This is a genomic window from Flavihumibacter petaseus NBRC 106054 (assembly GCF_000974785.1).
Lineage (GTDB): Bacteria > Bacteroidota > Bacteroidia > Chitinophagales > Chitinophagaceae > Flavihumibacter > Flavihumibacter petaseus.
The window spans coordinates 811,497-833,372 of record NZ_BBWV01000002.1 but is presented as its reverse complement, the minus strand read 5'-3'; the positions used below and the strand labels follow the sequence as shown (position 1 = coordinate 833,372).

General features: G+C 49.6%; 16 protein-coding genes. 7 read left to right on the top strand and 9 right to left on the bottom strand.

Translation table 11 applies throughout. The annotated features are described in order from the left end of the window. Positions 1-59: 59 nt before the first annotated feature. The gene (gene glgP, locus FPE01S_RS13495; protein WP_046369468.1) at positions 60-1,718 is read right to left on the bottom strand and encodes an alpha-glucan family phosphorylase; all 1,659 of its coding nucleotides are present in this window, start codon (positions 1,716-1,718) and stop codon (positions 60-62) included. A gap of 41 nt (positions 1,719-1,759) precedes the next feature. Further along, complete coding sequence (locus tag FPE01S_RS24935; RefSeq protein ID WP_052955770.1) at positions 1,760-2,734, bottom strand: hypothetical protein; 975 nt, start codon at positions 2,732-2,734, stop codon at positions 1,760-1,762. Between the two features lie 141 nt (positions 2,735-2,875). On the opposite strand from FPE01S_RS24935, the gene FPE01S_RS13485 reads away from it, so the two are divergent. After that, a complete protein-coding gene (locus FPE01S_RS13485; protein WP_046369467.1) occupies positions 2,876-4,759 on the top strand; it encodes an Nramp family divalent metal transporter in 1,884 nt (627 codons plus the stop codon). On the opposite strand, the gene FPE01S_RS13480 is transcribed toward FPE01S_RS13485, so the two are convergent. Beyond that, positions 4,760-5,401: a Crp/Fnr family transcriptional regulator gene (locus FPE01S_RS13480; protein ID WP_046369466.1), complete on the bottom strand. Its 642-nt coding sequence runs from the start codon at positions 5,399-5,401 to the stop codon at positions 4,760-4,762. It abuts the gene before it with no gap. Between the two features lies 1 nt (position 5,402). Next, complete coding sequence (locus FPE01S_RS13475; protein ID WP_046369465.1) at positions 5,403-5,984, bottom strand: Crp/Fnr family transcriptional regulator; 582 nt, start codon at positions 5,982-5,984, stop codon at positions 5,403-5,405. 156 nt (positions 5,985-6,140) lie between these two features. Here FPE01S_RS13475 and FPE01S_RS13470 point away from each other — a divergent pair, with 156 nt between their 5' ends. The 4 genes from FPE01S_RS13470 to FPE01S_RS13455 all read left to right on the top strand — a co-directional run bounded on the left by FPE01S_RS13470 (position 6,141) and on the right by FPE01S_RS13455 (position 10,653). Beyond that, the gene (locus tag FPE01S_RS13470) at positions 6,141-6,698 is read left to right on the top strand and encodes a class I SAM-dependent methyltransferase (protein WP_157474025.1); all 558 of its coding nucleotides are present in this window, start codon (positions 6,141-6,143) and stop codon (positions 6,696-6,698) included. Positions 6,699-6,722: 24 nt separating this feature from the next. Next, on the top strand, positions 6,723-7,877 hold the full coding sequence (locus FPE01S_RS13465; RefSeq protein WP_046369463.1) for a glycosyltransferase family 2 protein: 1,155 nt from the start codon (positions 6,723-6,725) through the stop codon (positions 7,875-7,877). Between the two features lie 9 nt (positions 7,878-7,886). Further along, positions 7,887-9,320 (top strand): hypothetical protein, encoded by a 1,434-nt coding sequence (locus tag FPE01S_RS13460; protein ID WP_157474024.1) that lies wholly within the window; start codon positions 7,887-7,889, stop codon positions 9,318-9,320. A 100-nt stretch (positions 9,321-9,420) separates the two neighbouring features. Continuing rightward, complete coding sequence (locus FPE01S_RS13455; protein WP_046369461.1) at positions 9,421-10,653, top strand: isocitrate dehydrogenase (NADP(+)); 1,233 nt, start codon at positions 9,421-9,423, stop codon at positions 10,651-10,653. Positions 10,654-10,754: 101 nt separating this feature from the next. Here the strand turns inward: FPE01S_RS13455 and FPE01S_RS13450 are convergent, their stop codons facing one another. The 5 genes from FPE01S_RS13450 to FPE01S_RS13430 form a co-directional block, all read right to left on the bottom strand. Beyond that, on the bottom strand, positions 10,755-11,108 hold the full coding sequence (locus tag FPE01S_RS13450; RefSeq protein ID WP_046369460.1) for a hypothetical protein: 354 nt from the start codon (positions 11,106-11,108) through the stop codon (positions 10,755-10,757). Positions 11,109-11,129: 21 nt separating this feature from the next. Next, on the bottom strand, positions 11,130-16,337 hold the full coding sequence (locus tag FPE01S_RS13445) for a beta strand repeat-containing protein (protein WP_157474023.1): 5,208 nt from the start codon (positions 16,335-16,337) through the stop codon (positions 11,130-11,132). A 23-nt stretch (positions 16,338-16,360) separates the two neighbouring features. Further along, entirely contained in the window at positions 16,361-16,903 is a 543-nt protein-coding gene (locus FPE01S_RS13440) for a T9SS type A sorting domain-containing protein (RefSeq protein WP_046369458.1), read from the bottom strand. A gap of 15 nt (positions 16,904-16,918) precedes the next feature. Beyond that, complete coding sequence (locus FPE01S_RS13435; protein ID WP_046369457.1) at positions 16,919-18,901, bottom strand: T9SS type A sorting domain-containing protein; 1,983 nt, start codon at positions 18,899-18,901, stop codon at positions 16,919-16,921. Between the two features lie 459 nt (positions 18,902-19,360). Then, complete coding sequence (locus FPE01S_RS13430; RefSeq protein ID WP_046369456.1) at positions 19,361-19,576, bottom strand: hypothetical protein; 216 nt, start codon at positions 19,574-19,576, stop codon at positions 19,361-19,363. Between the two features lie 580 nt (positions 19,577-20,156). On the opposite strand from FPE01S_RS13430, the gene FPE01S_RS13425 reads away from it, so the two are divergent. Next, the gene (locus FPE01S_RS13425) at positions 20,157-20,720 is read left to right on the top strand and encodes an RNA polymerase sigma factor (protein WP_046369455.1); all 564 of its coding nucleotides are present in this window, start codon (positions 20,157-20,159) and stop codon (positions 20,718-20,720) included. A gap of 1 nt (position 20,721) precedes the next feature. Further along, the gene (locus FPE01S_RS13420; RefSeq protein WP_046369454.1) at positions 20,722-21,825 is read left to right on the top strand and encodes a S1 family peptidase; all 1,104 of its coding nucleotides are present in this window, start codon (positions 20,722-20,724) and stop codon (positions 21,823-21,825) included. The last annotated feature ends 51 nt before the right edge of the window (positions 21,826-21,876 follow it).

Genomic DNA, 21,876 nt, shown 5'->3' with positions numbered 1-21,876 from the left:
TTGGTTTCGGTTCCAGCGATGTGTTTTCTTAAAGATAAACAATCGCCGGAATGCCAAAATCATCCTTTGTAAAGAATCTCGTAGTATTCGTGTGCCATGCGGTTGCTTTCAAACTGGTAACGCACATCACGCATGCCATTCTTGACCACCTGCCGCCAGGTATCCCTGTTCTCATAGTACAGGGGAAGCACCTGCTCTTCCAGCAATTTGTACAGCATGTTCAGGTCGTACTCGTCCTGCTCCTGCGTATTCATGTGGGCATAATCCGCCTTGGGAATTACAAAGCCGTTGTTGCCGTGGTTTACAAATTCCGGGATCCACCCATCGTCTGTACTGAAGTTGGCAGCACCGTTCATGGCTGCCGTCATACCGGAAGTACCGGAGGCCTCACGCGGTACGCGGGGGTTATTGAGCCACAGGTCGGCGGCCTGTTTCAGGCGTTTGGACAAACCGAGTTCATACCCGATCAGCACGGCCATGTTCTTATGTGCCTTGCTCATATGTACCAGGTGGTTGAAATCATTGATCGCCGGGTAGTCCATCGGGTAAGGCTTACCTGCCCAGATGATCTGTACAGGATATTTCGGGTTCTGAAGGAGTGCAGTGAACCGGGCCTGGTCGCGGGTGATCATTTCTGACCGTTTGTAACCGGCGAAACGTCTTGCCCAGACAATAGTGAATACGTCCGGATTGAACAGTTTGCCGGTCTGGTCTGCCACGATCTCAAATGCCCTTCTTTTCAGGTAAGTCTTACGGTCGTCCCATCCATGATCGTTCCCTTCTTCCATAAAGCGGTAAAGCTGCTTGTCTGACCAGTACCGCCAGTTCTGGGCGTTGGTGATGGATTTGATGGGACAAATACCGGTATATCGCTCCCACATGGCGCGCGACACATGGCCATGCAGTTGTGACACACCGTTGGCAATATGCGCGAACCGCAGGGCAACCAGGGAATGGTTAAACTGGTCATCCTGTATGCCGGTAAGGGCACGAACCTCCTCGAGGCTTAGCCCGCAGAAATAGCTCATTTTCTGGCACAGGTAGATATCGTGCTTTTCGTTGCCCGCCTCTTCCGGTGTATGGGTGGTAAATACCATGCGTTTTTTTACCTCATCGAGATTCTTGCCGTATTTCTGGTAGAGGTAAAAGCCGGCGCTGATGCCATGCGCCTCATTCAGGTGATACAGGTCGGGATTGTAATTGATCTCATCGAGCAGTTTGGCACCACCTACACCCAACAGGATGAACTGCGCCACTTTGGTGGCCACGTTGGCATCATACAGGCGATGGGTAATGGTCTGCGATACATAATCATTTTCGGGAAGATCAGTGCTCAGCAGAAACAGCGGGGCTGATTTGAACGTTTCCGGATTCAGGTAGAATACCTTTACCCAAACCGGATGGTCATGTATGGAGATCTGGAATTTAATACCGGTATCTTCCAGGAAACTGTATTGCTTTTCCATCCAGGTTACCTGGAGGGTCTGGTCCTGATTCCTGGCCTGGTCATAATAGCCGTATTTCCACAGAATGCCGATCCCGATCAGGTTCTGCCTTAATTCATACGCACTGCGCAGGTGGGAGCCTGACAAAAAACCGAGGCCGCCACTGTATATTTTTAACGGTTGGTGGATCGCAAATTCCATCGAGAAATAAGCAACCTTTTTGGAATAATTCGGTTCGATCTGGTACGGGACGTTAAACGAGGAAAAACGCATAACAATGTATTTCTGGGTCCTTTGTGTATTGGGTACGCAAATTACTTCTTTTTGCGTGTTGGCGCCGGTGAAGGTTTTTTCTTCCGGGTATACTGGCCTTCAAAGAAGCATTTAATATCGCGGTAAGATCCGCAGCCCTGCTGTTCCTTGATCCTTACAGTATTTCCACTGAACTGGAAGTCAAGGGCACAGGTGCCGTTATTTTCAATAAAACGGACGGTGTTGGCGCCGGTGATGGTGGCATCTCCTTTCAGTTCGCCCTTGCACTGGCCGTTATCTTTTTCAAAGTGGATAAAGAACTGGAGTGTGCCGGTTTTCCGGCCATCCCGGAAAGAAACGATATTCCGCTTGTCCTGCAGATAATCACCGGCCCACTTGTGGGCGGCTTTCATCGTGTCGATCGGATTGATCAGCGGTGGCGGTGCAGCATTCTGATCATTGGATTCCGTGAGGATCAGGGTGAACAGTCCTTCGGGGTTATAAACATATACCTTCTTGGCATAGGCGGTCTGGCCGGTGGGGCCAATCACCTGCCGGAGCGTGGTAACGGTATAACGTGTATCCATATTCGCCACCAGCTTTTCATTCCCCCTGGGAGCGCCGTTGAGCGTGATCAGCGGCAGGCTGGTGACAAAACTGTCTTTGTCAAAAACCAGCAGGGTTGCCGCCTTTTTAGTACCGCTTACAGAACGGAGGAAAAGATAGGTTTCACCATCTTTTACAGAGATTTTACCGATGGGATAACAGGAAGGTTTGACGCCTTTTCCGAAAACGGGCCGCAGTACACTGTCCGGCACAAACTGGCTGAAAACCTTATTTCCGATGCGCAGGGAGTCCGAAATTTTCCGTGTAAGACCGGAATCAGTGATCTGGATGGGCAGGTCCTGTTCGGGGAAAAAAGCAATGAAATCGGATAGTTCAACACTATCACCATCTTTCATGTCTTTCTTTTTGGTTGAACAAGCCGCCAGTACAACCAGGACAAATACCACAAGCGTCCTGTAGTTTCTCAACATATGCCGCATTTCCGTGAATCGCTAAAATAAAGCGGTTTTGGATTGCGTCCTGATTTTTGTCCGGTTAATTTTTTTAGATTTGTCTAATTTAATAATTAGACCAGTGAAATATTCCGGTTTTATTTCTCGCTTTTCGAGCCTATGATGCAGTCGCAACAACATGATGTTTCCCTCAGCGAGGTACACAACAGTGTAGACACTACCAACAGGGCAGGCTTCTGGAAAAAACTCCTCTCCTTTCTCGGACCGGCATACCTCGTAAGTGTTGGTTATATGGACCCGGGTAACTGGGCAACCGATCTTCAGGGTGGCAGCCAGTTCGGCTATTCCTTGCTGTGGGTATTGCTGATGAGCAACCTGATGGCGTTGCTGCTGCAAAGTCTTTCCGCCCGGCTGGGCATTGTAAGGGGAAGGGATCTTGCCCAGGCCAACCGGGAAACCTTTCCGGCGGGCATTAATTTTTTATTGTACCTGCTGGCGGAGATTGCCATTGCCGCCACGGATCTCGCGGAAGTGCTGGGCATGGCTATCGGGATCCACCTGCTGACAGGACTGCCGCTGATGGCCGGCGTTGCCATAACAGTTGCAGACACTTTTCTCCTGCTCTGGCTGCAAAAGCTTGGCATGCGGAAAATGGAGCTCTTCATCATCGGGCTGATTTCCATTATCTCTGTTTCCTTCCTGATAGAAATCATCCTGGTCAAACCGGTATTGGGAGAGGTGGTTACCGGCCTTGTTCCCACGATACCGAACAATACAGCGCTGTATATCGCCATCGGTATTATTGGTGCTACCGTAATGCCCCACAATCTTTATCTCCACAGTGCACTGGTGCAGACCCGGAAGATCCGCAACAATGACTCCGGGAAACGGAGAGCGATCCGCATGAATGTGATCGACAGTACCATTGCGTTAAACCTCGCATTCTTTGTAAATGCTGCCATCCTTATTCTTGCGGCCACGGCATTTCACAAGACCGGTCAAACCGATGTTGCGCGCATTGAAGATGCCCACCGCCTGCTGGATAACCTCCTGGGCACCAAGCTCGCCCCTGCCCTTTTCGCGATTGCCCTGATTGCAGCCGGACAAAGTTCCACCGTTACCGGCACGCTGGCCGGCCAGATCGTCATGGAAGGTCACCTGCGGTTACGCATCAATCCCTGGCTCCGCCGGTTGCTCACCCGCCTGCTGGCCATTGTACCTGCCCTGATCGTCATCTATTTGTATGGCGACAGCGAGGTAGACAGCATGCTCGTTTTAAGCCAGGTGATCCTCAGTATGCAGCTTGGATTCGCGGTGATCCCGTTGATCCACTTCGTAAGCGATAAGGAAAAGATGGGCAATTTTCACATCAAACCGCTGGTGGCCGTGGCAGCCTGGGCCGTGGCCGCCATCCTCGTATACCTGAACCTGAGGATGGTACTGACTGAAGCGTATGGGTTCCTAACGTCAGACCATTCCATTATTGTCAAGGGCCTGATCGTTGCCGGCTTACTCTTATTGATCGGCCTCTTGCTCATCGTGACCTTATTTCCATTCTTCCGGAAGCGAAAATCACCCGTACGCGTTGCCATCCATGAAGACCTCCGCAACCTGGAGATCAAGCCCCTGCCGGTTTACAGCAAGGTGGCCATCGCGCTTGAATTCAGTCAGCACGACAGCAAACTGATCGCGCATGCCATGGCGCAGGCCAGTCCCGGTGCCACGCTGGTGCTGATTCATGTGGTGGAGAGTGTAACGGCCAAATTTTACGGCAGCAGCAGTGAAGACCTGGAATCGCAGCAGGATTCCAAACAGCTGGAGGTTTATGTGAGCCAGCTGGAGGGCCGCGGGTACAAAGCCATTGCCCGGCTTGGGCATCAGGCACGCAAGGCGGAGATCGTACGCATTACCAATGAAGAGTCGGCCGAACTGCTGATCATGGGTGCACACCGGCACAAAGGCATGGAGGATATTCTTTACGGAGACACCATTAACAAAGTGCGGCACGAACTGCGCATACCGGTGCTCGTGGTCAATCTCTGATCAGGCGTTTCCCGGAGCAGCCACCTTTGGTTCCCTCAACAGGTGTTTCAGTCTGCTGAAGGTTTCAGGTTTGATATGCAGGTAAGAGGCAATATAGCGTTGTGACACCCGCTGCAACATTCCCGGATGACGTTTTACATACTGCAGGAACCTTTCCCGTGCAGTCAGCCGGAGATGGTTCAGGTCGCGCACTTCCTTGCGTACATGCATTTCACCGATCATGAGCCGCGCGAGCCGGTTCAGTTCGGGAACTTCTTCCAGCAACCGGTCCATATTGGTTTTGCTGAGGCTTACGAGGATGACGGGCTCCAGCGTTTCCAGGTAAGCTGCCGTAGGCTTCCCGGTGAAATAAGACAGCTCACAGTGGATAAAATGGCCTTCTGTACTTAGTTGCAGGGTATACTCCTTTTTTCCGGCCACTACATACTTCCGCACAACGCCTTTCAGTATGAGGTTGAAATACTGGTCTGTTTCTCCGGGGCGGAGAAAAATACGCTTCTTATCAAATCTGCGGATCGTACAATAAGTCATGAGCCGCTCAAAAGTGGCCATGTTCATGCCGATATGCGCATTGAAATAGGCAAAAAGTTGCTGGATCTGCTTACCAAATCCCTCCAGGCCGGGAATCTTCCAGTTTTCCATGTCAATCGTTTTCCATCTCCACCGGTATCATTTTTTTAAACCGGCTAAAGGTTTCGGGTTTCATATCGAGGAGGGAAGCGATGTATTTCTGGGGAACGCGGTTCAGGAGCTCGGGCCTGTCCCGCAGGATCATCTGAAACCTTTCCCTGGGAGATTTGACGAGGCGTGATATGTCCCATTCTTCTTTATACAATAACCATTGCAGGGTGATCAGCCTCCCCATTTTTTCGAAATTATGGCTGTAGGCGAAAAGCGTTTCAAGCGATGATTTGGTGATAAAAGCCAGGGTACTCGGTTCCAGCGTTTCCAATACAAAATCCGACAACACTCCCGAAAGGAAGGAAACACTTGATGATGCCAGTTCTCCTTCCAAAGCCAGCTGTACGGTAACTTCCTCATTGTTCCGGTAAAAGAATTTCCGTACCAATCCCCGCTGCACAAAATATACATGCTGTTCGTACTCGCCCACCCGGGTCAGTATCTGCCGGGGGAAGCAAGTGATTACCTGTACGTGTTCCTGAAACAGTTCCTTTTCGGCGGGGGTCAGTGATACGAATTTTGATATATAGGCTAAAGCATCCAAGGAAGTCCTCCGTTTACTGCCCCTTAAAGGTAATTGCTGGAAGGTTATTTTGCATTTGTTTTTTTCACCATTTGGCTTAGGTTTGCAGACTTCCATTATAAATCAACCGACTATGAGCAGGTTGATCTTTTTCTGCAAAAGTACCAGGCTGATTTTATGACCCTTCTCGACCGATACCTGCAACAAAGAAGAATCGGCATGGCAATTCCCCATGTTCCGGCTCAGGCCAGGTTACTGGATGTAGGTTGCCACCACGGGGAATTGTTATGGAAACTCCGGCGTCTGATTGATTCAGGTACAGGTATTGATCCTTTGTGCGACAATAAAAAACTAAGCGATAACATCTGCCTTATTAAGGGTTACTTTCCCGGTGCTGCACCGGGTGACATACTTTATCATTGTATTACTGCACTGGCAATCATCGAACATATTCCGGCAAGCAATCAAACTGAATTCCTGGATGCCTGTGCATCCAAACTGTTGCCAAAGGGAAAGCTGATCGTTTCTGTGCCGGATGCGTCCGTCGACCGTATCCTGGAAATCTTAAAACGGTTCAGGCTGATAGCAGGCATGCGTCTTGAAGAGCATTACGGCTTTAATGCTGACGAAACGGTACCGCTCGCAAAAAAATCCGGATTCACCTTAATACTTCATAAGAAATTTCAACTGGGACTGAACAACCTGTTCGTTTTCGAAAAAGCTCATGAGGGCTGATTTTCCCCGCTTATATTTGTTGACATGAATGCAATCAGTGTTGTAATACCCTGCCTGAATGAAGCGGCTACAATAGGGAATTGCATCAGGAGGGCGCGACAGGCCCTGGCACAATCAGAATTTGACTTCAGCGAAATTATCGTAGCAGACAATGGCAGCATTGATGATTCCGTGAATATCTGCAGGGCGGAAAATGTAAAGGTTGTGGAAGCATCGCAAAAAGGCTATGGATCCGCTTTGCACGCTGGTATAATGGCTGCTTCAACCCCATGGATCGTGTTTGCCGATGGTGATGAAAGTTATGATTTCGGGCAGTTATCCCTGTTCATTCCGCCTCTTGAACAAGGCTACGACCTGGTAGTAGGCAACCGGTTTGGCGGCACCATTGCAAAAGGGGCTATGCCTTTTCTGCACCGGTACCTGGGCACGCCTGTAATATCCTATATCGGCAGGAAATCATTTCATGTTACGCTGACAGATTTCAACAGCGGTATGCGGGCCATTACCAGGAAAGCCTACCTGCAACTTGACATGCAGGCCGCGGGAATGGAATATGCTTCTGAAATGATTGCAAAAGCAGCATTAAACCGGCTAAAGATCACCGAAGTCCCCATTGACCTTCATAAAGACCAACGCAACCGAAAACCCCATTTACGCACCTGGCAGGATGGCTGGAAGCACTTAAAGCTCATACTGGTATTCAGCCCGAAGTGGCTGCTCCTGTTTCCGGCAGTTTTCTTTCTGTTTACCGGTTGCCTGCTGGGTGGGATCCTGGTGTTCAGTTACATTAAAATCTTTAACCTCGTTCTCGATATTCATACGCTTTATTTTGCGTCTATATTTTTGACGCTGGGATTCCAGCTCCTTCAATTCTACTTACTGGCAAGATTGTATGGAAAGCGTATAGGACTCTATCCGGATAACAAGCTGACGGTATTTATCAGACGCCGGTTCACGTTCGAAAAAAGCCTTCTGGTCGGCAGCGTGGTATTTCTCGCCGGTATTTTCTTATCAGCCTATGCTGTTTTTCAGTGGCAGGAAAACAGTTTTGGAGCACTCAATCCTGTTTCAGTCTTCCGGATAATCATTCCTGGTGGATTTGGTATCACGCTGGGAATGCAGATAATTGTTTTTGGCTTCTTACTCTATATCATAAAAAGTATTAAAAACATCCATTAATAAAAACTGATGCCAGGTTTATTGAGAAACTACTATCTGTTGTGCATACTTGCAGCGATGGTAGTGTTGCGACTTCCGAGTCTGAACCGTCCTGTTTCGAAGCACCATGAATTCAATACCGCCGTTGTACTGATCAACGCAGAAAGTTGGAAACAGGCAGGTGGCGGTTCACAGTTTTCCTTTACTCCCCTGATGAATTACCAGGGGGATGCCAATAAAAAATTTGAAGAAGGCCCTTATATAGATGCAGCGCACAATCATGTGTACTTATCATTTGGTGCCGGCTGGTATGTACTTCCCTATGCAATTTTCACGCTGCTGAAACTCCCCTTCACGCCCATCTGGCTGCAATTACTGAATATAGCCATCAGCCTTTTCACTATTGCAATGTTGTATCTGCTAATCAGGGAAACCGTCGGAAACAAACCTGTCGCGTTGGTATCATGCACCCTGTTTGGCTTGTTGCCGGCGATACTTTGGTATGGTGGAAACGGCTACGTCAATACGTCGATCATGCTGCCAATGGTCATCGCGTTTTTTTATACCTGGTTCCAGATGGAAAAGGGGCCTGCCAATGTCGGGTACATCTCGTTGAGTGCTTTATTTTTCATCGGAATCATCCTGTGCTATTTTGACTGGCTGGGAGTCTTTTTGCTGGGTTTCCTCGCTGTCTGGTCTCTCTTTCGATTAAGAATCGACAAGCGGTATGGGCTCGTTTTGTCAGTATCGATCCTGGCGCTTCTTTGCGGCATAATGATTCCACTGGCTCAATTTGCTCATTACCTTGGCTGGCACCAGGTATTGCAGTACTGGCAAAGCCGCTTCGTGGAAAGAAGTGCCGGCGATATCCCGTTAACGGGTATGGTAAGTATGGTAGCAAAAAATCTGGTTTCCGGTTATCCCGTGCTGTTGCTGTTGCTGCCCGCGGCTCTTTTGGCAATTGTAAAAAACGGGGTTGTTACCACCTGGCCGATCTGGGCATTATCTGCCGTTTTGTTTTATAATCTTGTCTTCTTCAATTGGAGTGCAGTACATGAATTTGCCTGGCTGGGATTTGCGCTGGCAGCTACCGTGTTAGTTGCAACCTATCTGCTGCCCCGGTTGGGGCGATTACAGTTGCGGTGGTTATTGTTCCTGTGCATCCCGGTTTCTGCCGCCATATACTTTTTTATCAACCGGCCGGGTGCATTCAGCTGGAAGGGAGAATCCTACAATGCGGAGATGACAGCCGGGGCATGGATTAAAAAGCATATACCTTCAGATGTTGCCATTTTCTCTGATGTACAGATAAGTCCCGCAGTTTCCTACTATTCAAAACGAAGCTTTACCTCCGGATTAAGTATGGAAGCGGCAAAAGAAACGATGATCCGGTATAATCTCACTGACGCAGTATGGCTCAATACAGCGGAAGAACCATGGAAGGCTGTATTTCTGCATCGCTGACTCCGGGAAGCTGCGCTGCGGAAGGATTCGAATTATTTTGCATTTGTTTTTTTCCCCATTTGGCTTAGGTTTGCAGACTTCCATTATAAATCAACCGACTATGAGCAAGATCAAAGTAGCCAATCCGGTCGTGGAACTGGATGGCGATGAAATGACGAGGATTATCTGGCAATTTATCAAAGACAAACTGATTCTACCCTACCTGGAACTGGATATCAAATATTATGACCTTGGTATTGAGCACAGGGATGCCACCAATGACCAGGTTACTATTGATGCTGCCAATGCCATCAAGGAACATGGCGTGGGTATCAAATGCGCCACCATCACCCCTGATGAGGCAAGGGTGAAAGAATTTTCGCTGAAGCAGATGTGGAAAAGCCCCAACGGAACGATCCGGAACATTCTCGACGGAACGGTATTCCGCGAGCCGATCGTGATCAATAATATTCCCCGCCTGGTAACCAACTGGACTGCCCCGATCATCGTTGGCCGTCATGCATTTGGCGACCAGTACCGCGCCACGGATACTGTGATCAAAGGAAAAGGAAAACTGACTATGACCTTCACGCCTGAAGATGGTGGTGAACCACAGACATTTGAGGTTTTCAATTTCAAGGGAGACGGTGTTGCCCTCACGATGTACAACACGGATGAGAGTATCAAAGGTTTTGCCCGCAGCTGTTTCAATATGGCGCTCAGCAAAAAGTGGCCCCTGTATTTGTCTACCAAGAACACCATCCTCAAAAAATATGATGGCCGTTTCAAGGATATCTTCCAGGAGATCTATGACATTGAATTCAAAGCTGCCTTCGAAGCAGCAGGCATTGTATATGAGCATCGCCTGATCGATGACATGGTTGCCAGTGCCCTGAAATGGAACGGCAACTTTGTATGGGCCTGTAAGAACTATGACGGTGATGTGCAGAGCGACACTGTTGCACAGGGCTTTGGCTCACTGGGACTGATGACCTCTGTACTGATCACGCCTGATGGCAAGACGATGGAATCAGAAGCGGCGCATGGTACAGTAACCCGTCACTACCGTGACCACCAGGCGGGTAAGCCTACTTCCACCAACCCCATTGCTTCCATCTTTGCGTGGACACGCGGATTGGCATTCAGGGGAAAACTGGATGGCAACCAGGCACTGGTTGATTTTTGTAATGCCCTGGAGGCAGTGTGTATCGAAACGGTGGAAAGTGGCAAGATGACGAAGGACCTCGCGGTTTGTGTGCACGGCAATAAGGTAAAGCATGGAGAACATTTCCTGTACACGCAGGAATTCCTGGATGCGATTGATGAGAACCTGAAGAAGAAAGTAGGGAAATAAAGTTTACAGGTTTAAAAGTTTATCTGTTTAGTTGTTGCTGATAAGCTGAAGGAAACTAAGAGGCCGTCTCGATGAGACGGCCTTTGTTATTTCTATGCGGATTAACGGTTTTTGACTGGTACAGGTGCCTGGTGGATAACACGCACCGGTTGTGTTTCGGCCTGCTTTACTGGAACAGGTTGAGCAGTGTTGACAACTGGTTCTGTAGCATTGACCGGCAACTGGCGATGGGTAAATGCAGTACGGTCAGTTTCGAGTCGTTGCATTTTTTGCCTGCGGACCTGCGCATCCTGTTTAATTTTTGCCATGATTGCCTGTCTTTCCTGTTGTGTCTTGAGCGGCTGGTTACTGGGCAATACAGCCTGAGCCGGAGTTCTGTTAACCTGGGCATTCACGGAACAGGTGACACACAACAACAGCAGACTGCCGGTTATGATTTGAAGTGATTTTTTCATTTTAGAGGATTTTGGAGTCAGTTATTTTACACTTACCAGTACATTGATGAGACCTTTTTTACTTCCGTCGAAGTCCTGCAGTGCCTTACCGATTACCTGTCCCACCTTTACCTTATCGGGGTCGGCTTTCATCGCCGCACCGGGAGTAGAAGAGGAAACCAGCAGGTCACCGCGGCGGATCACACCACCTTCGAGGGTTACTTTGGTGGGAATTACACCAATTACACCCATCGGTACACCAGCCTGAAAGGTATTGTCCACTGCATTTTCTTCCGTAAGCAGCAGTCCGGGTCTGGTAGCAAACACACCCGCAACCAGCGTAGAATAAGGTTTGGATGATTTTACCACTTTACGGTCACCCTCAGTAGAGATCTCCAGTACATCTCCAGGTTCATAAGTGTTGCGGGCACCTTCCACGTCGAAGTATTCCGCAACGTCCGCACCTGTTGTTGCAGTACCGCCATTGAAAAAGCCTTTACCGTTGGCGTCAATACGGGCTTTGTTTAAGCCGGCTGTTTTAAAGACTGCGAGGTTATTCGTTCCTGTGTTGGAAGGCAACTCACCGACAATTGCAGTACCGGTGGAAGATTTTCCAAGAATACCAATGTTAGTTGTCGATTCGCCAAGCGTCCCGATTCCGCCGTCAGCAACCCCTCTGACACCTGCGTAAGAGCCGCCATTCCGGCCAACGACTGCAGCAGCGTCTTCACTTCCAGTTACACCGGTGATGGCTTCGCCTGCTCCATAATGTTCGCTGTATACACCATTTTTCGAAACATCGAGTGCGGCAGCATTGACAGCGTGACCGCCCATCGCCAACACCTGGATACCGTCGGCTGTTCCCTGGTTTTCAATTTGCAAAGCCGTATTGGGATTAAAAGGGTTGAGGTTCTCCACTACCGCAGTTAAATCATTGTCACTGGATGCCCAAAACGCCCGGCCACTGCTTCTTGCCAATACACCTACACCATTGGTAGATCGCCCTACGACGCCATAGCCGGTTTCACTGGTTCCGTAAACACCAAATCCGACACCGTTGTGATTACCCCAAACCCCATAGCCATCGCTGCTCGTACCATTACTGATGTTGCCGAAAACACCCGCTGCTGTCACAGCAGGATTGGCATTGCTGATGATACCGGATACACCTGTAGCACCAGAAGCACTGCTTGTATTCACACCGAGTACACCTGCAGTATTGTCGCCGCTGCCGGTATTCGAACCAAGAACACCAGTTGCGTTGGTACCGGCACCTGAATTGGTACCCAGCACACCAGTGGTGCTTCCTCCGGTCCCGGTATTTGAACCGATTACAGCTGCAGCATTGGCAGCAGCACCATTGTTAATACCTGTCAGTCCGGAGCCTGCTCCGCTGTTCGTCAGGGCGAACATGCTGGTGGGGCTGTTGGCGCTGGCACTGAAGGGGAACGTAAGTCCGCCGCTACCGGTATTATCAGCAGCAGGCGCCCATTGGGTTCCGTTGAATTTCAACACCTGGCCGGAAGTCGGTGCAGTGGCTGCAAGTGCAACACCATTCAGTTTTCCGACAGTGGGGTTGGGATAAGTGCCGGCAAGATCTCCTGCAGCAGCGCCGGACGGCGGAAGGCTCGCCGGGATTACTCCTGCAGCAAGTTTCGCAGCAGTGATGGTACCATCAGCTATCTTGACACCCGTCACTGCATTGGCAGCGAGTTTGGCATTGGTAACATTCGCATCGGTGATCTTGGCGGTAGTGATCGCACCATCAGCAACTTTTGCTGAAGTAACGGCGCCATCAGCAAGTTTGGCGCTGGTCACATTGGCATCCGTGATCTTAACAGTGGTTACTGCATTGGTTGCCAGGGCTGCCGCATCTACCACACCGTTGGCTATAGTAGGATTGGGATAAGTTCCGGTGAGGTCACCACCCGCAACACCGCTGATCGGGAGCGAAGTGGGAATTACGCCAGGAGCCAGTTTGGCGGAGGTAATCGCTCCGTCAGCAACTTTCGCTGTTGTTACTGAAGCATCCGCTATTTTAACCGTGTTCACTGCATTGGCAGCGAGTTTGGCATTGGTAACGTTGGCATCAATTATATTGGAAGTTCCAATGGCATTGTCGGCAACTTTTGCGGAAGTCACTGCATTATCGGCCAGTTTCGCCGTGGTCACATTGGCATCCGTAATTTTTACTGTGGTCACAGCATTCGTAGAAAGTGCAGCTGCATCCACCACACCATTGGCGATGGTCGGATTGGGATAGGTACCGGTAAGGTCACCTCCAGCTGTACCACTAACGGGCAGAGAAGTTGGGATCACACCGGGCGCCAGTTTTGCAGCAGTGATTGAACCGTCAGCCACTTTAGCTGTGGTCACTGCATTGGCAGCGAGTTTTGCACTCGTCACGTTGGCATCAATGATATGGGTAGTTCCGATGGCATTGTCTGCAACTTTAGCGGAAGTCACCGCATTATCGGCCAGTTTCGCCGTGGTTACATTGGCATCCGTAATTTTTACAGTGGTTACTGCATTCGCAGAAAGTGCAGCAGCATCCACTACGCCATTGGCGATGGTCGGGTTGGGATAGGTACCGGTGAGGTCGCCACCAGCAGTTCCACTAACGGGCAGAGAAGTTGGGATCACACCGGGCGCCAGTTTTGCAGCAGTGATTGAACCGTCAGCCACTTTGGCTGTAGTAATCGCTGCGTCTGCAACCTTCGCCGTGGTCACTGCATTGGCTGCGAGTTTGGCATTGGTAACGTTCGCATCTGTTATTTTAGAAGTAATAATAGCATTGTCCGCAACTTTTGTTGTAGTTACCGCATTGGCAGAAAGTGCGGCTGCACCAACCACACCATTCGCGATAGTGGGATTGGGATAGGTTCCGGTCAGATCACCACCGGCAGTTCCGCTCATCGGCAATGAAGTGGGGATCACCCCAGGAGCGAGTTTGGCTGCAGTGATGGCACCGTCGGCTACTTTAGTGGTAGTGATGGATGCATCAGTGATTTTTGCAGCAGTTACTGCACCGTCAGCAAGTTTCGGCGTAGTCACATTGGCATCGGTAATCTTTGCTGTGGTCACTGCATTGGCAGAAAGCGCTGTAGCGCCTACAGCACCATTCGCGATAGTAGGATTGGGATAGGTTCCTGACAGGTCACCTCCTGCAGTTCCACTCATGGGCAAGGATGTGGGGATCACACCAGGAGCCAGTTTGGCTGCAGTGATGGCACCGTCGGCTACTTTAGTGGTAGTGATGGATGCATCCGTAATTTTTGCACCGGTTACTGCACCGTCAGCAAGTTTTGGCGTAGTCACATTGGCATCGGTAATCTTTGCTGTGGTCACTGCATTGGCAGCAAGTTTTGCATTGGTTACGCTGGCATCTGTCAGTTTATTGGTTACAATCGCACCATCAGCAATCTTGGCTGTAGTAACGGCATTGGCTGCAATGGCAGGATTCGGATAGGAACCATTCAGGTCGCCACCAGCAGTACCGCTCATGGGCAAAGAAGTCGGGATCACGCCGGGAGCCAGTTTGGCTGCAGTGATAGATCCATCGGCAACTTTGGTTGTACCTACTGCACCATCAGCAAGTTTGCTGTTGCTGACTGCTGCATCGGCAAGTTTGGGCGACGTAATGGAGGCATCCGCTACCTTGGCGGTGGTCACTGCATTGGCTGCAATGGCAGGATTCGGATAGGAACCATTCAGGTCGCCACCAGCAGTACCGCTCATGGGCAAAGAAGTGGGGATCACACCGGGAGCCAGTTTGGCTGCAGTGATAGATCCATCGGCAACTTTGGTTGTACCTACTGCACCATCAGCTAGTTTGCTGTTGCTGACTGCTGCATCGGCAAGTTTTGAAGTGTTGATCGCGGCGTCAGCTACCTTGGCAGTAGTTACTGCACCTGCACCTAGCTTAGTACTGGTGATGGCACCATCGGCAACTTTGCTGGTGTTGACTGCGCCATCAGCAAGTTTGGGATTTGTAATGGAAGCATCAGCAACTTTTGAAGTAGTTACTGCATTGGCTGCGATCGCCGGGTTGGGGAATGATCCGGTGAGGTCGCCACCTGCAGTTCCGCTTACGGGAAGCGAGGTAGGGATCACTCCCGGAGCCAGTTTAGCTGCAGTAATCGCCCCATCTGCAACTTTCGCGGTACTGATCGCACCGTCTGCCAGCTTAGGGTTGGTTATGGAGGCATCAGCCACTTTTGCAGTAGTCACTGCATTGTTGCCGATGTTTGGATTGGGATAGGAACCGGTCAGATCACCACCTGCAGTTCCGCTAACGGGAAGCGAGGTTGGGATCACTCCCGGAGCAAGTTTGGCTGCGGTAATGGCACCATCGGCAACTTTCGCTGTGGTGATGCTGTTGGCGCCGATCGATGGGTTGGGATAAGTACCACTCAGGTCCCCTCCTGCTGCTCCGCTGGGCGGCAAACTGGAAGGAATAGCCGGAATTACGCCAGCCGCCAGTTTGTTGGCCGTAATGGTTCCGTCTGCGATCTTGGCAGCAGTAACACTTCCGTCGGCAAGTTTTCCGCTGGATATTGCACCATTGGCAATTCCGGGATTCGGATAGCTGCCACTCAGGTCACCACCCGCTGCGCCGGTGGGATTTCCACCGCCACTGCCACCGATTACTACACCCGGCGCAAGTTTGGCCAGGGTAACGGATCCGTCGGCAAGTTTTTCAGTGGTTACAGCGCCTGTTCCCAGTTTCTGGGCAGTCACCGCACCGTTTTCAAGTTTGGCTGCAGAGATCACCCCATCCTTAATGGTGGGGCCGGGATAGGAGCCAGTCAGATCACCACCGGCAGCGCCGACAGGAGCGGCTGATTCTGCGCGGAAGGCGAATGGTACGCTGGTAAGTGGCATGGCACCAAGTGAAATGAAACTATTCCCGCCTTTGGGATCCATTTCGATTTCAATAAATTTTCCGGAACTGGCCGCCCAGTTGACGCCTTCGAGCGTACCGGTCACATTACTGGCGCCGGTACTGCCTATGGCCGTATTAAAAAGACCGAACTGGTTGGTCGTGACATTCCGTTTTTCAGAATACACGACAGTACCAGTAGGTGAACCTTCACGAATTGAAATGCGTAAGCTGATGTTTTGGTTGGATAAGGCTGCCCCATAAGCGTTCCGGGCGATACCCTGATAATTCATCTGTTTTGGCACCTGAGCTTTCAGAGATGTGCATAAAAACAGTCCTACCACAAAGGGCATAACTTGTTTTATCATTGGAACTGGATTTTGTATAATGATTAATTGATCTTGATAATTTTATAGGCACCCTTGCGCACTATGCCGCCTTTTAAAGGTTCCAGCTCCACGTACAGAAAATAATTCCCTGCAGCCAGTTTGGTCATATTGAAAGTTTCCTGCACACCATATCCGTAATAGGCATAGGACTGCTGTGCCAGCTTCTCTCCTTTGGCAGTAAATAAAATGCATTTGAGGTTGCCCGGCTGTTTCACGTCGATCTGAACCTGCAGGTTAGAACGAACGGGGTTGGGCAGGATCTTCACCTCATCTTTGGTAAATACGGGTTCATCGGAAATAACCAGTGTGCCACTGGGATCAGGTTGCAGAATACCCTGCGTAAGCATAAACACCTTATTGTCGCTGGTTCGTGTATCGATCCGGGTTAGTTCGCCCACACTCCAGTCGACGTAGTAAAGGTTGTTCTTGAAAGTTCCGCCAGACGCATTGTTGACTGCCGTGCTGCCTTCCTGGGCGGATGCAGCATTCGCCAACAGCCATGACAAAGCGAAAGCACTGATGTACTTGGAACGGTTTAGGTTCATATATTGGATTTCAGTCTACTTTTTAGCAGGAGCTTTCACCATTTTCAGCACTGTTGCTTCTGTTTCCGTACTGATGGCAATCATGTATACTCCTTTGCTGAGTTGTTCTACTCCGGTAAGCGTCATCCGGCTTTCACCGGCAATCAGATTAACCTGCTGCTGCTTTACTAACGCTCCCGTGCTGGAAAAAATTTTAACACTGGCGAATTGTTTTTTGTCTGACTGTATGGAAATCTGTGGATTAGATACAACCGGGTTGGGATAAAGGAAGGCTTTCAGGGTGGATGCCTTTCCCAAACGGAAGCGGACCACCTCCGAATAAACAATGGACCCGTCCTGCCTGGTCACTTTCACCCGGTAATACACATTACCGTTTTCCATGGCGGTTCCATCTTCAAAGGTGTAGTTCATCAGACCGTCCTGGAGCCTGGCACGCTGCGTTTTCACTGCCGTATAGACGTTTCCGTCGGTACTTTTCTCCAGCTCAAGCGAAAGCACATTTTCATTGGAAGAAACCGCGAGGTTGAGGTTGGCTTCAGTGCCTTCGAGTCGCCCGGTGAGAGACAGGCGGTTTGCCGGCAGTAATACACAGCCGGGTGTTTTGATGATCAGCATGGTATCAGCGGCATATTCCCCGCAACCATCCAGCAGCCGCTGTTTCACGATGTAGGTACCCGGCGTATCCACAGCAATCTGTGGACCGGAGGTTGTTCCCACGATATGCCCGTCGGGTGTCTCCCAGGTATAGGTAGACGTGGGCATGGGATTGGTAACGGAGATGGTGCTGGTCATGGGACCGCAAAGGGTGGGCAGATCGGTGCCCAGGTCAACTGCTTTGAAGTTGAAAAAGTCAAACGGACCCACAAAGTCTTTCAGTTCGGCCGTAAAAGAAGAAGATGAGCGGGTCTTTACCAGGATCCGCCGGAATGGCATACTGCAGGCATTCCCACCCAGCAGGGAGATGGGGTCGAGCCCGAGGCGTGTCATATTTACGGAAAATTCCAGGAATTGATTGGCATCAAAGGTTGTCTGCACATTATTGTTCGCCCTGACAAGCTGGAACGGGCCGGCCCAGGTGGCACTTGCATTCTGAAGGCCGCTGTAGAAAATGGCAGAGACTTTCGGTTTTACGCCAGCGTAACCGAACTGAGAAGTAGATTTATCACCATCAAAGCTGCCCGTCCAGTCAAAGTTTGGCGAATTGATACTTAATGCTGCCCTGTCGACCCAAATCCTGGCCTCCAGGTTTTGAAGACCGCCCCCGCTGTATTCAGCAGTAAAAATAACATCACCGGGCGTTGTTACCGCCCCTGTCGTTGGGCTGAATTTCCAGGTGGTATGACCAGCGTCTGGGCCTGTACCTGTAAATTTTCGCGTCTGCCGGTTGTAAAAAATATCGGTCTGATACATTTCAAAATCGAAATACCGGTTACCATTTGTGGCATCCAGTGCAATACCTCCAATGAACCAGAGGGAATCAGACAGAATCGCCTGTGGCCCGGCGCGGCGGACATGCACATACATGTCGAGGATATCATTTTTATCCGGTATGTTGGTCTCTACGGCCGTGTTCCAGTCTGATGGGCTGTTACCATTCTTATTGGAAATCGCAAATGCTGTGGAATCCATGCCATGGTAATCGCGGATATACACAGCATCGATGAGTAAGCGGTTATCCAGAACAGAAAATGGAGAATAGTTCATCGTCCGGAAAAAGGGAAGTTTCCGGAAATTGGCATTGGTTACATATTGGCTGGTTATAAATCCTGCACCCGTAGTATCAATCATGAAACGGGAAGGTTTGCCATCCAGTCCCGTCAGTGTATTGGCAAACCAGTCATGCGAACTTGCTGCAAACTGCGGCGCAGCGCCCAGGAAATTGGTTCTTACTTCACCGTCAACGCCAAAATTGGCCCGGTTAATGGCTGCAGTAATTTGCCCCTGGGAAGCGGTTAAGGATAATAATAAAATGGAAGCTAAAATGTATAAGTTTTTCATAGACAGGAAATTGAGATAGATAGAATTTGATTTCAATTCCTGCTATGAGCTGCCAGTCCCCCCTGAAAATCGCGCAAATGAAACAGGTACGGCATTGATTCCAAAGGAATGGATGGTTAAAGTCGTTTTCATGGATCCCTAGATTTACTCCAAAGATTAACGTTCCCGGGGAAATTAAAGTATACCCATTCACCTTTTTCGACGAATGGCCCCGCCACCTAAATAAAACACTTAGTCAGCAGGCTGGAAAGGAAAAATATTGGCCATTTACCTGAAAATCGGTAATCGGCCTGATGGACACGAATTATACGAAACGCCCGAAAAAAACGGATGACGTGGCAATAAGGCAAAAAAAAGCCGGTGTGCTGATGAAGCACACCGGCCGGTAAGAAACGGTAAGCAAAAGGGGCCCTCCTGAGATCAGGATGGCCACTAGCGATTGCTTGCCATATGAAATTCTTATTTTTTCAGAGAGTCAACCTTAGCTTTAGCGCTGTCAACTACTGCAGAAGCGGTAGAATCAATTACAGCTTTAGCACTGTCAACAGTTGCGGTTACAGCAGAATCAACTGCTTTCACTGCAGAATCAGCAGTAGCTTCGGTAGTAGTTTCAGCAGCGTTGTTACAAGCTGCAAATGCAGCGCCAATAGCCAGAACGAAAAGGAGCTTTTTCATTGTTGTCTTTTTGTATTGAATGATTGATTTAGGGATTAATACGGGGAATGGAAAAAGGTAACCTGCCGGGGAGGATTTTTTTTTAAAGTTTGAGGTTTGGGGGTCTGGGGTTTGAAGTCAGGTTTGAGGTTTTGGGTGCCTGGGTGTGAATAATGACGCTCCGCAACTAATATCTATTTGATAATCAATTACAAAATAGGATCTAATCAAGCCTCAGCCAGCTGCTGCCCCTTAGTCAGCCAATAGCCATCCTACAGCAAAACAATAGCGGTCCCCCAGCAAAAGGGTACTTTCGCTATAGGATGGCTGTAGGACGGCTGTTAGACGGCTATTAGATTACTGTGAGATAGTCCCTGGATAATCTTCAGCAGCCCTGCCTACGCTGAAGCTTCGGTCGGCAAAGCAAAGCCAACCTCAAACCTAACTTCAAACCCCAGACCCCCAAACTACAAACCTTTCCGCCCCCGGGTTCCAACTTCTAAACTCATAAACAACCAAACTCCTAAACTCCCCTTCTTCCAACTATTTCTCCTGCATCCGGGTTACTATTCGTTATTTTAGGTATTAAACAGTAATCAGTTTGAGTTACGACGCTTCAGAACAGGATTTGATCAGAAGGCTGGCATTGCGGGAACGAGCAGCGACGGAAACCATTTACAAAACGCATTTTGGAATGGTGCAGACGCTGATCGTGAACAATAACGGATCAGTGGACGACGCCAGGGATATCTTCCAGGAAACCATGATGGTGTTGTATGACAAGGCAAAATCCGGCGAATTTGAACTGAACTGCCAGCTGAAAACCTATCTCTACGCAGTAGCGAGGCGGCTGTGGCTCAAAAGGTTACAGCAATTACAGAAGTATTCCGAAGAGGTAGAATCCCTGGCAGCCGTGGTACCGGTGGAGGATGATGTTGAAAGAATGGAAGCGCAGCAGCAAAGCTTCTCCCTGATGGAAAAAGCGATGCTGAGCCTTGGAGAGCCTTGCCGCAGCCTGCTGGACGCTTATTATATCAAGAAGAAAAGCATGTCAGATATTGCCGCCAGTTTTGGCTACACCAATGCTGAAAATGCCAAGAACCAGAAGTATAAGTGCCTTACCCGTTTGAAAAAATTGTTTTTTGCCCAGTATAAAACCCAGTAGCATGACCGAAGATGTACAAATGCTGGAACTCGCAGAGCGCTACCTCGGGGGTGACATGACCGAAGAGGAACGCACCCGTTTTGACCAGCTCCGCAAAGAACGGCCTGAAATCGACCAGCTTGTGGTGGAACATAGCCTGTTTCTACAACAAATTGACCAGTATGGCGACCGGAAAAGCATGAAAACCCTGCTGCACGATACGCATAACCAGCTGCGTGAAGCCGGTGAAATCCGTGAGGAAATGCCGAAGGTCCGTTTCCTGCAGGCCGGTAAATATAAAAGGGTATTCGCCGTTGCTGCATCGATCGCCGGTATTACTGCCCTGGCCATCAGCGGTATGGTCACCTATTTTTCCCCGAAAAGCTCCCCTTCCGAGTTTGCCCAGCTGAAAAGAGAGATCAATGCGGTTAAAGCGTCCCAGGCGAAAGCACAAAACCAGCTGAACACCATCACAACCAAGGCAGAATCGCTGCCCGTCCGCCCGGTGGACCCCGGTAAGTTCGGAGGTACCGGCTTCCTGATCGACGGAAGAGGTTATCTTGTTACCAGTGCCCACGTCGTTGCCAAAGCGGATTCCGTTTATATTGTTAATTCCAAAGGTGAATATTTCAAAGCTAAAACGCTGCACGTCAATGAACATACCGATATCGCCATTTTAAAAATTGCCGATAGTCGCTTTGAAACAATATCCCGCCTCCCCTATGCCATTCGGCCGAATAGAGGTGACCTGGGCGAGCAGATCTTCACCCTCGGATACCCCCGCACAGAAATCGTCTATAATGAAGGATACCTGAGTGCAAAAACAGGCTTAAATGGGGATACCTCGGCGTTCCAGTTATCCATCTCAGCAAATCCCGGCAACTCTGGTGGCCCGATTTTCAACCACAATGGAGAGATTATCGGTGTATTAAGTGGCAAACAATTGTCCGCCGAAGGTGTCGTATTCAGCAGTCAAAGTAAAAATATCCTGCGGGCGCTCGATTCCCTGAGAACCGACAGTTCCATTTCTATCCGTCTTTCCCAGCATAGTGCACTCAAAGGAATTGACCGGGTACAGCAGATCAAAAAGATTGAAGATTGCGTTTTTAATGTAATGAGTTATTAATGCGGTCCTGACCACCACATCCCAATATTGAAAAAGCCCCTCTAACCGGAG

Coding starts and splice junctions, on each gene's coding strand:
- FPE01S_RS13430 (WP_046369456.1), bottom strand. CDS start 19,576: ATGAAAAAGCTCCTTTTCGTTCTGGCTATTGGCGCTGCATTTGCAGCT.
- FPE01S_RS13450 (WP_046369460.1), bottom strand. CDS start 11,108: ATGAAAAAATCACTTCAAATCATAACCGGCAGTCTGCTGTTGTTGTGT.
- glgP (WP_046369468.1), bottom strand. CDS start 1,718: ATGCGTTTTTCCTCGTTTAACGTCCCGTACCAGATCGAACCGAATTAT.
- FPE01S_RS24935 (WP_052955770.1), bottom strand. CDS start 2,734: ATGTTGAGAAACTACAGGACGCTTGTGGTATTTGTCCTGGTTGTACTG.
- FPE01S_RS13480 (WP_046369466.1), bottom strand. CDS start 5,401: ATGGAAAACTGGAAGATTCCCGGCCTGGAGGGATTTGGTAAGCAGATC.
- FPE01S_RS13465 (WP_046369463.1), top strand. CDS start 6,723: ATGAATGCAATCAGTGTTGTAATACCCTGCCTGAATGAAGCGGCTACA.
- FPE01S_RS13445 (WP_157474023.1), bottom strand. CDS start 16,337: ATGATAAAACAAGTTATGCCCTTTGTGGTAGGACTGTTTTTATGCACA.
- FPE01S_RS13440 (WP_046369458.1), bottom strand. CDS start 16,903: ATGAACCTAAACCGTTCCAAGTACATCAGTGCTTTCGCTTTGTCATGG.
- FPE01S_RS13420 (WP_046369454.1), top strand. CDS start 20,722: ATGACCGAAGATGTACAAATGCTGGAACTCGCAGAGCGCTACCTCGGG.
- FPE01S_RS13470 (WP_157474025.1), top strand. CDS start 6,141: ATGACCCTTCTCGACCGATACCTGCAACAAAGAAGAATCGGCATGGCA.
- FPE01S_RS13455 (WP_046369461.1), top strand. CDS start 9,421: ATGAGCAAGATCAAAGTAGCCAATCCGGTCGTGGAACTGGATGGCGAT.
- FPE01S_RS13485 (WP_046369467.1), top strand. CDS start 2,876: ATGATGCAGTCGCAACAACATGATGTTTCCCTCAGCGAGGTACACAAC.
- FPE01S_RS13435 (WP_046369457.1), bottom strand. CDS start 18,901: ATGAAAAACTTATACATTTTAGCTTCCATTTTATTATTATCCTTAACC.
- FPE01S_RS13460 (WP_157474024.1), top strand. CDS start 7,887: ATGCCAGGTTTATTGAGAAACTACTATCTGTTGTGCATACTTGCAGCG.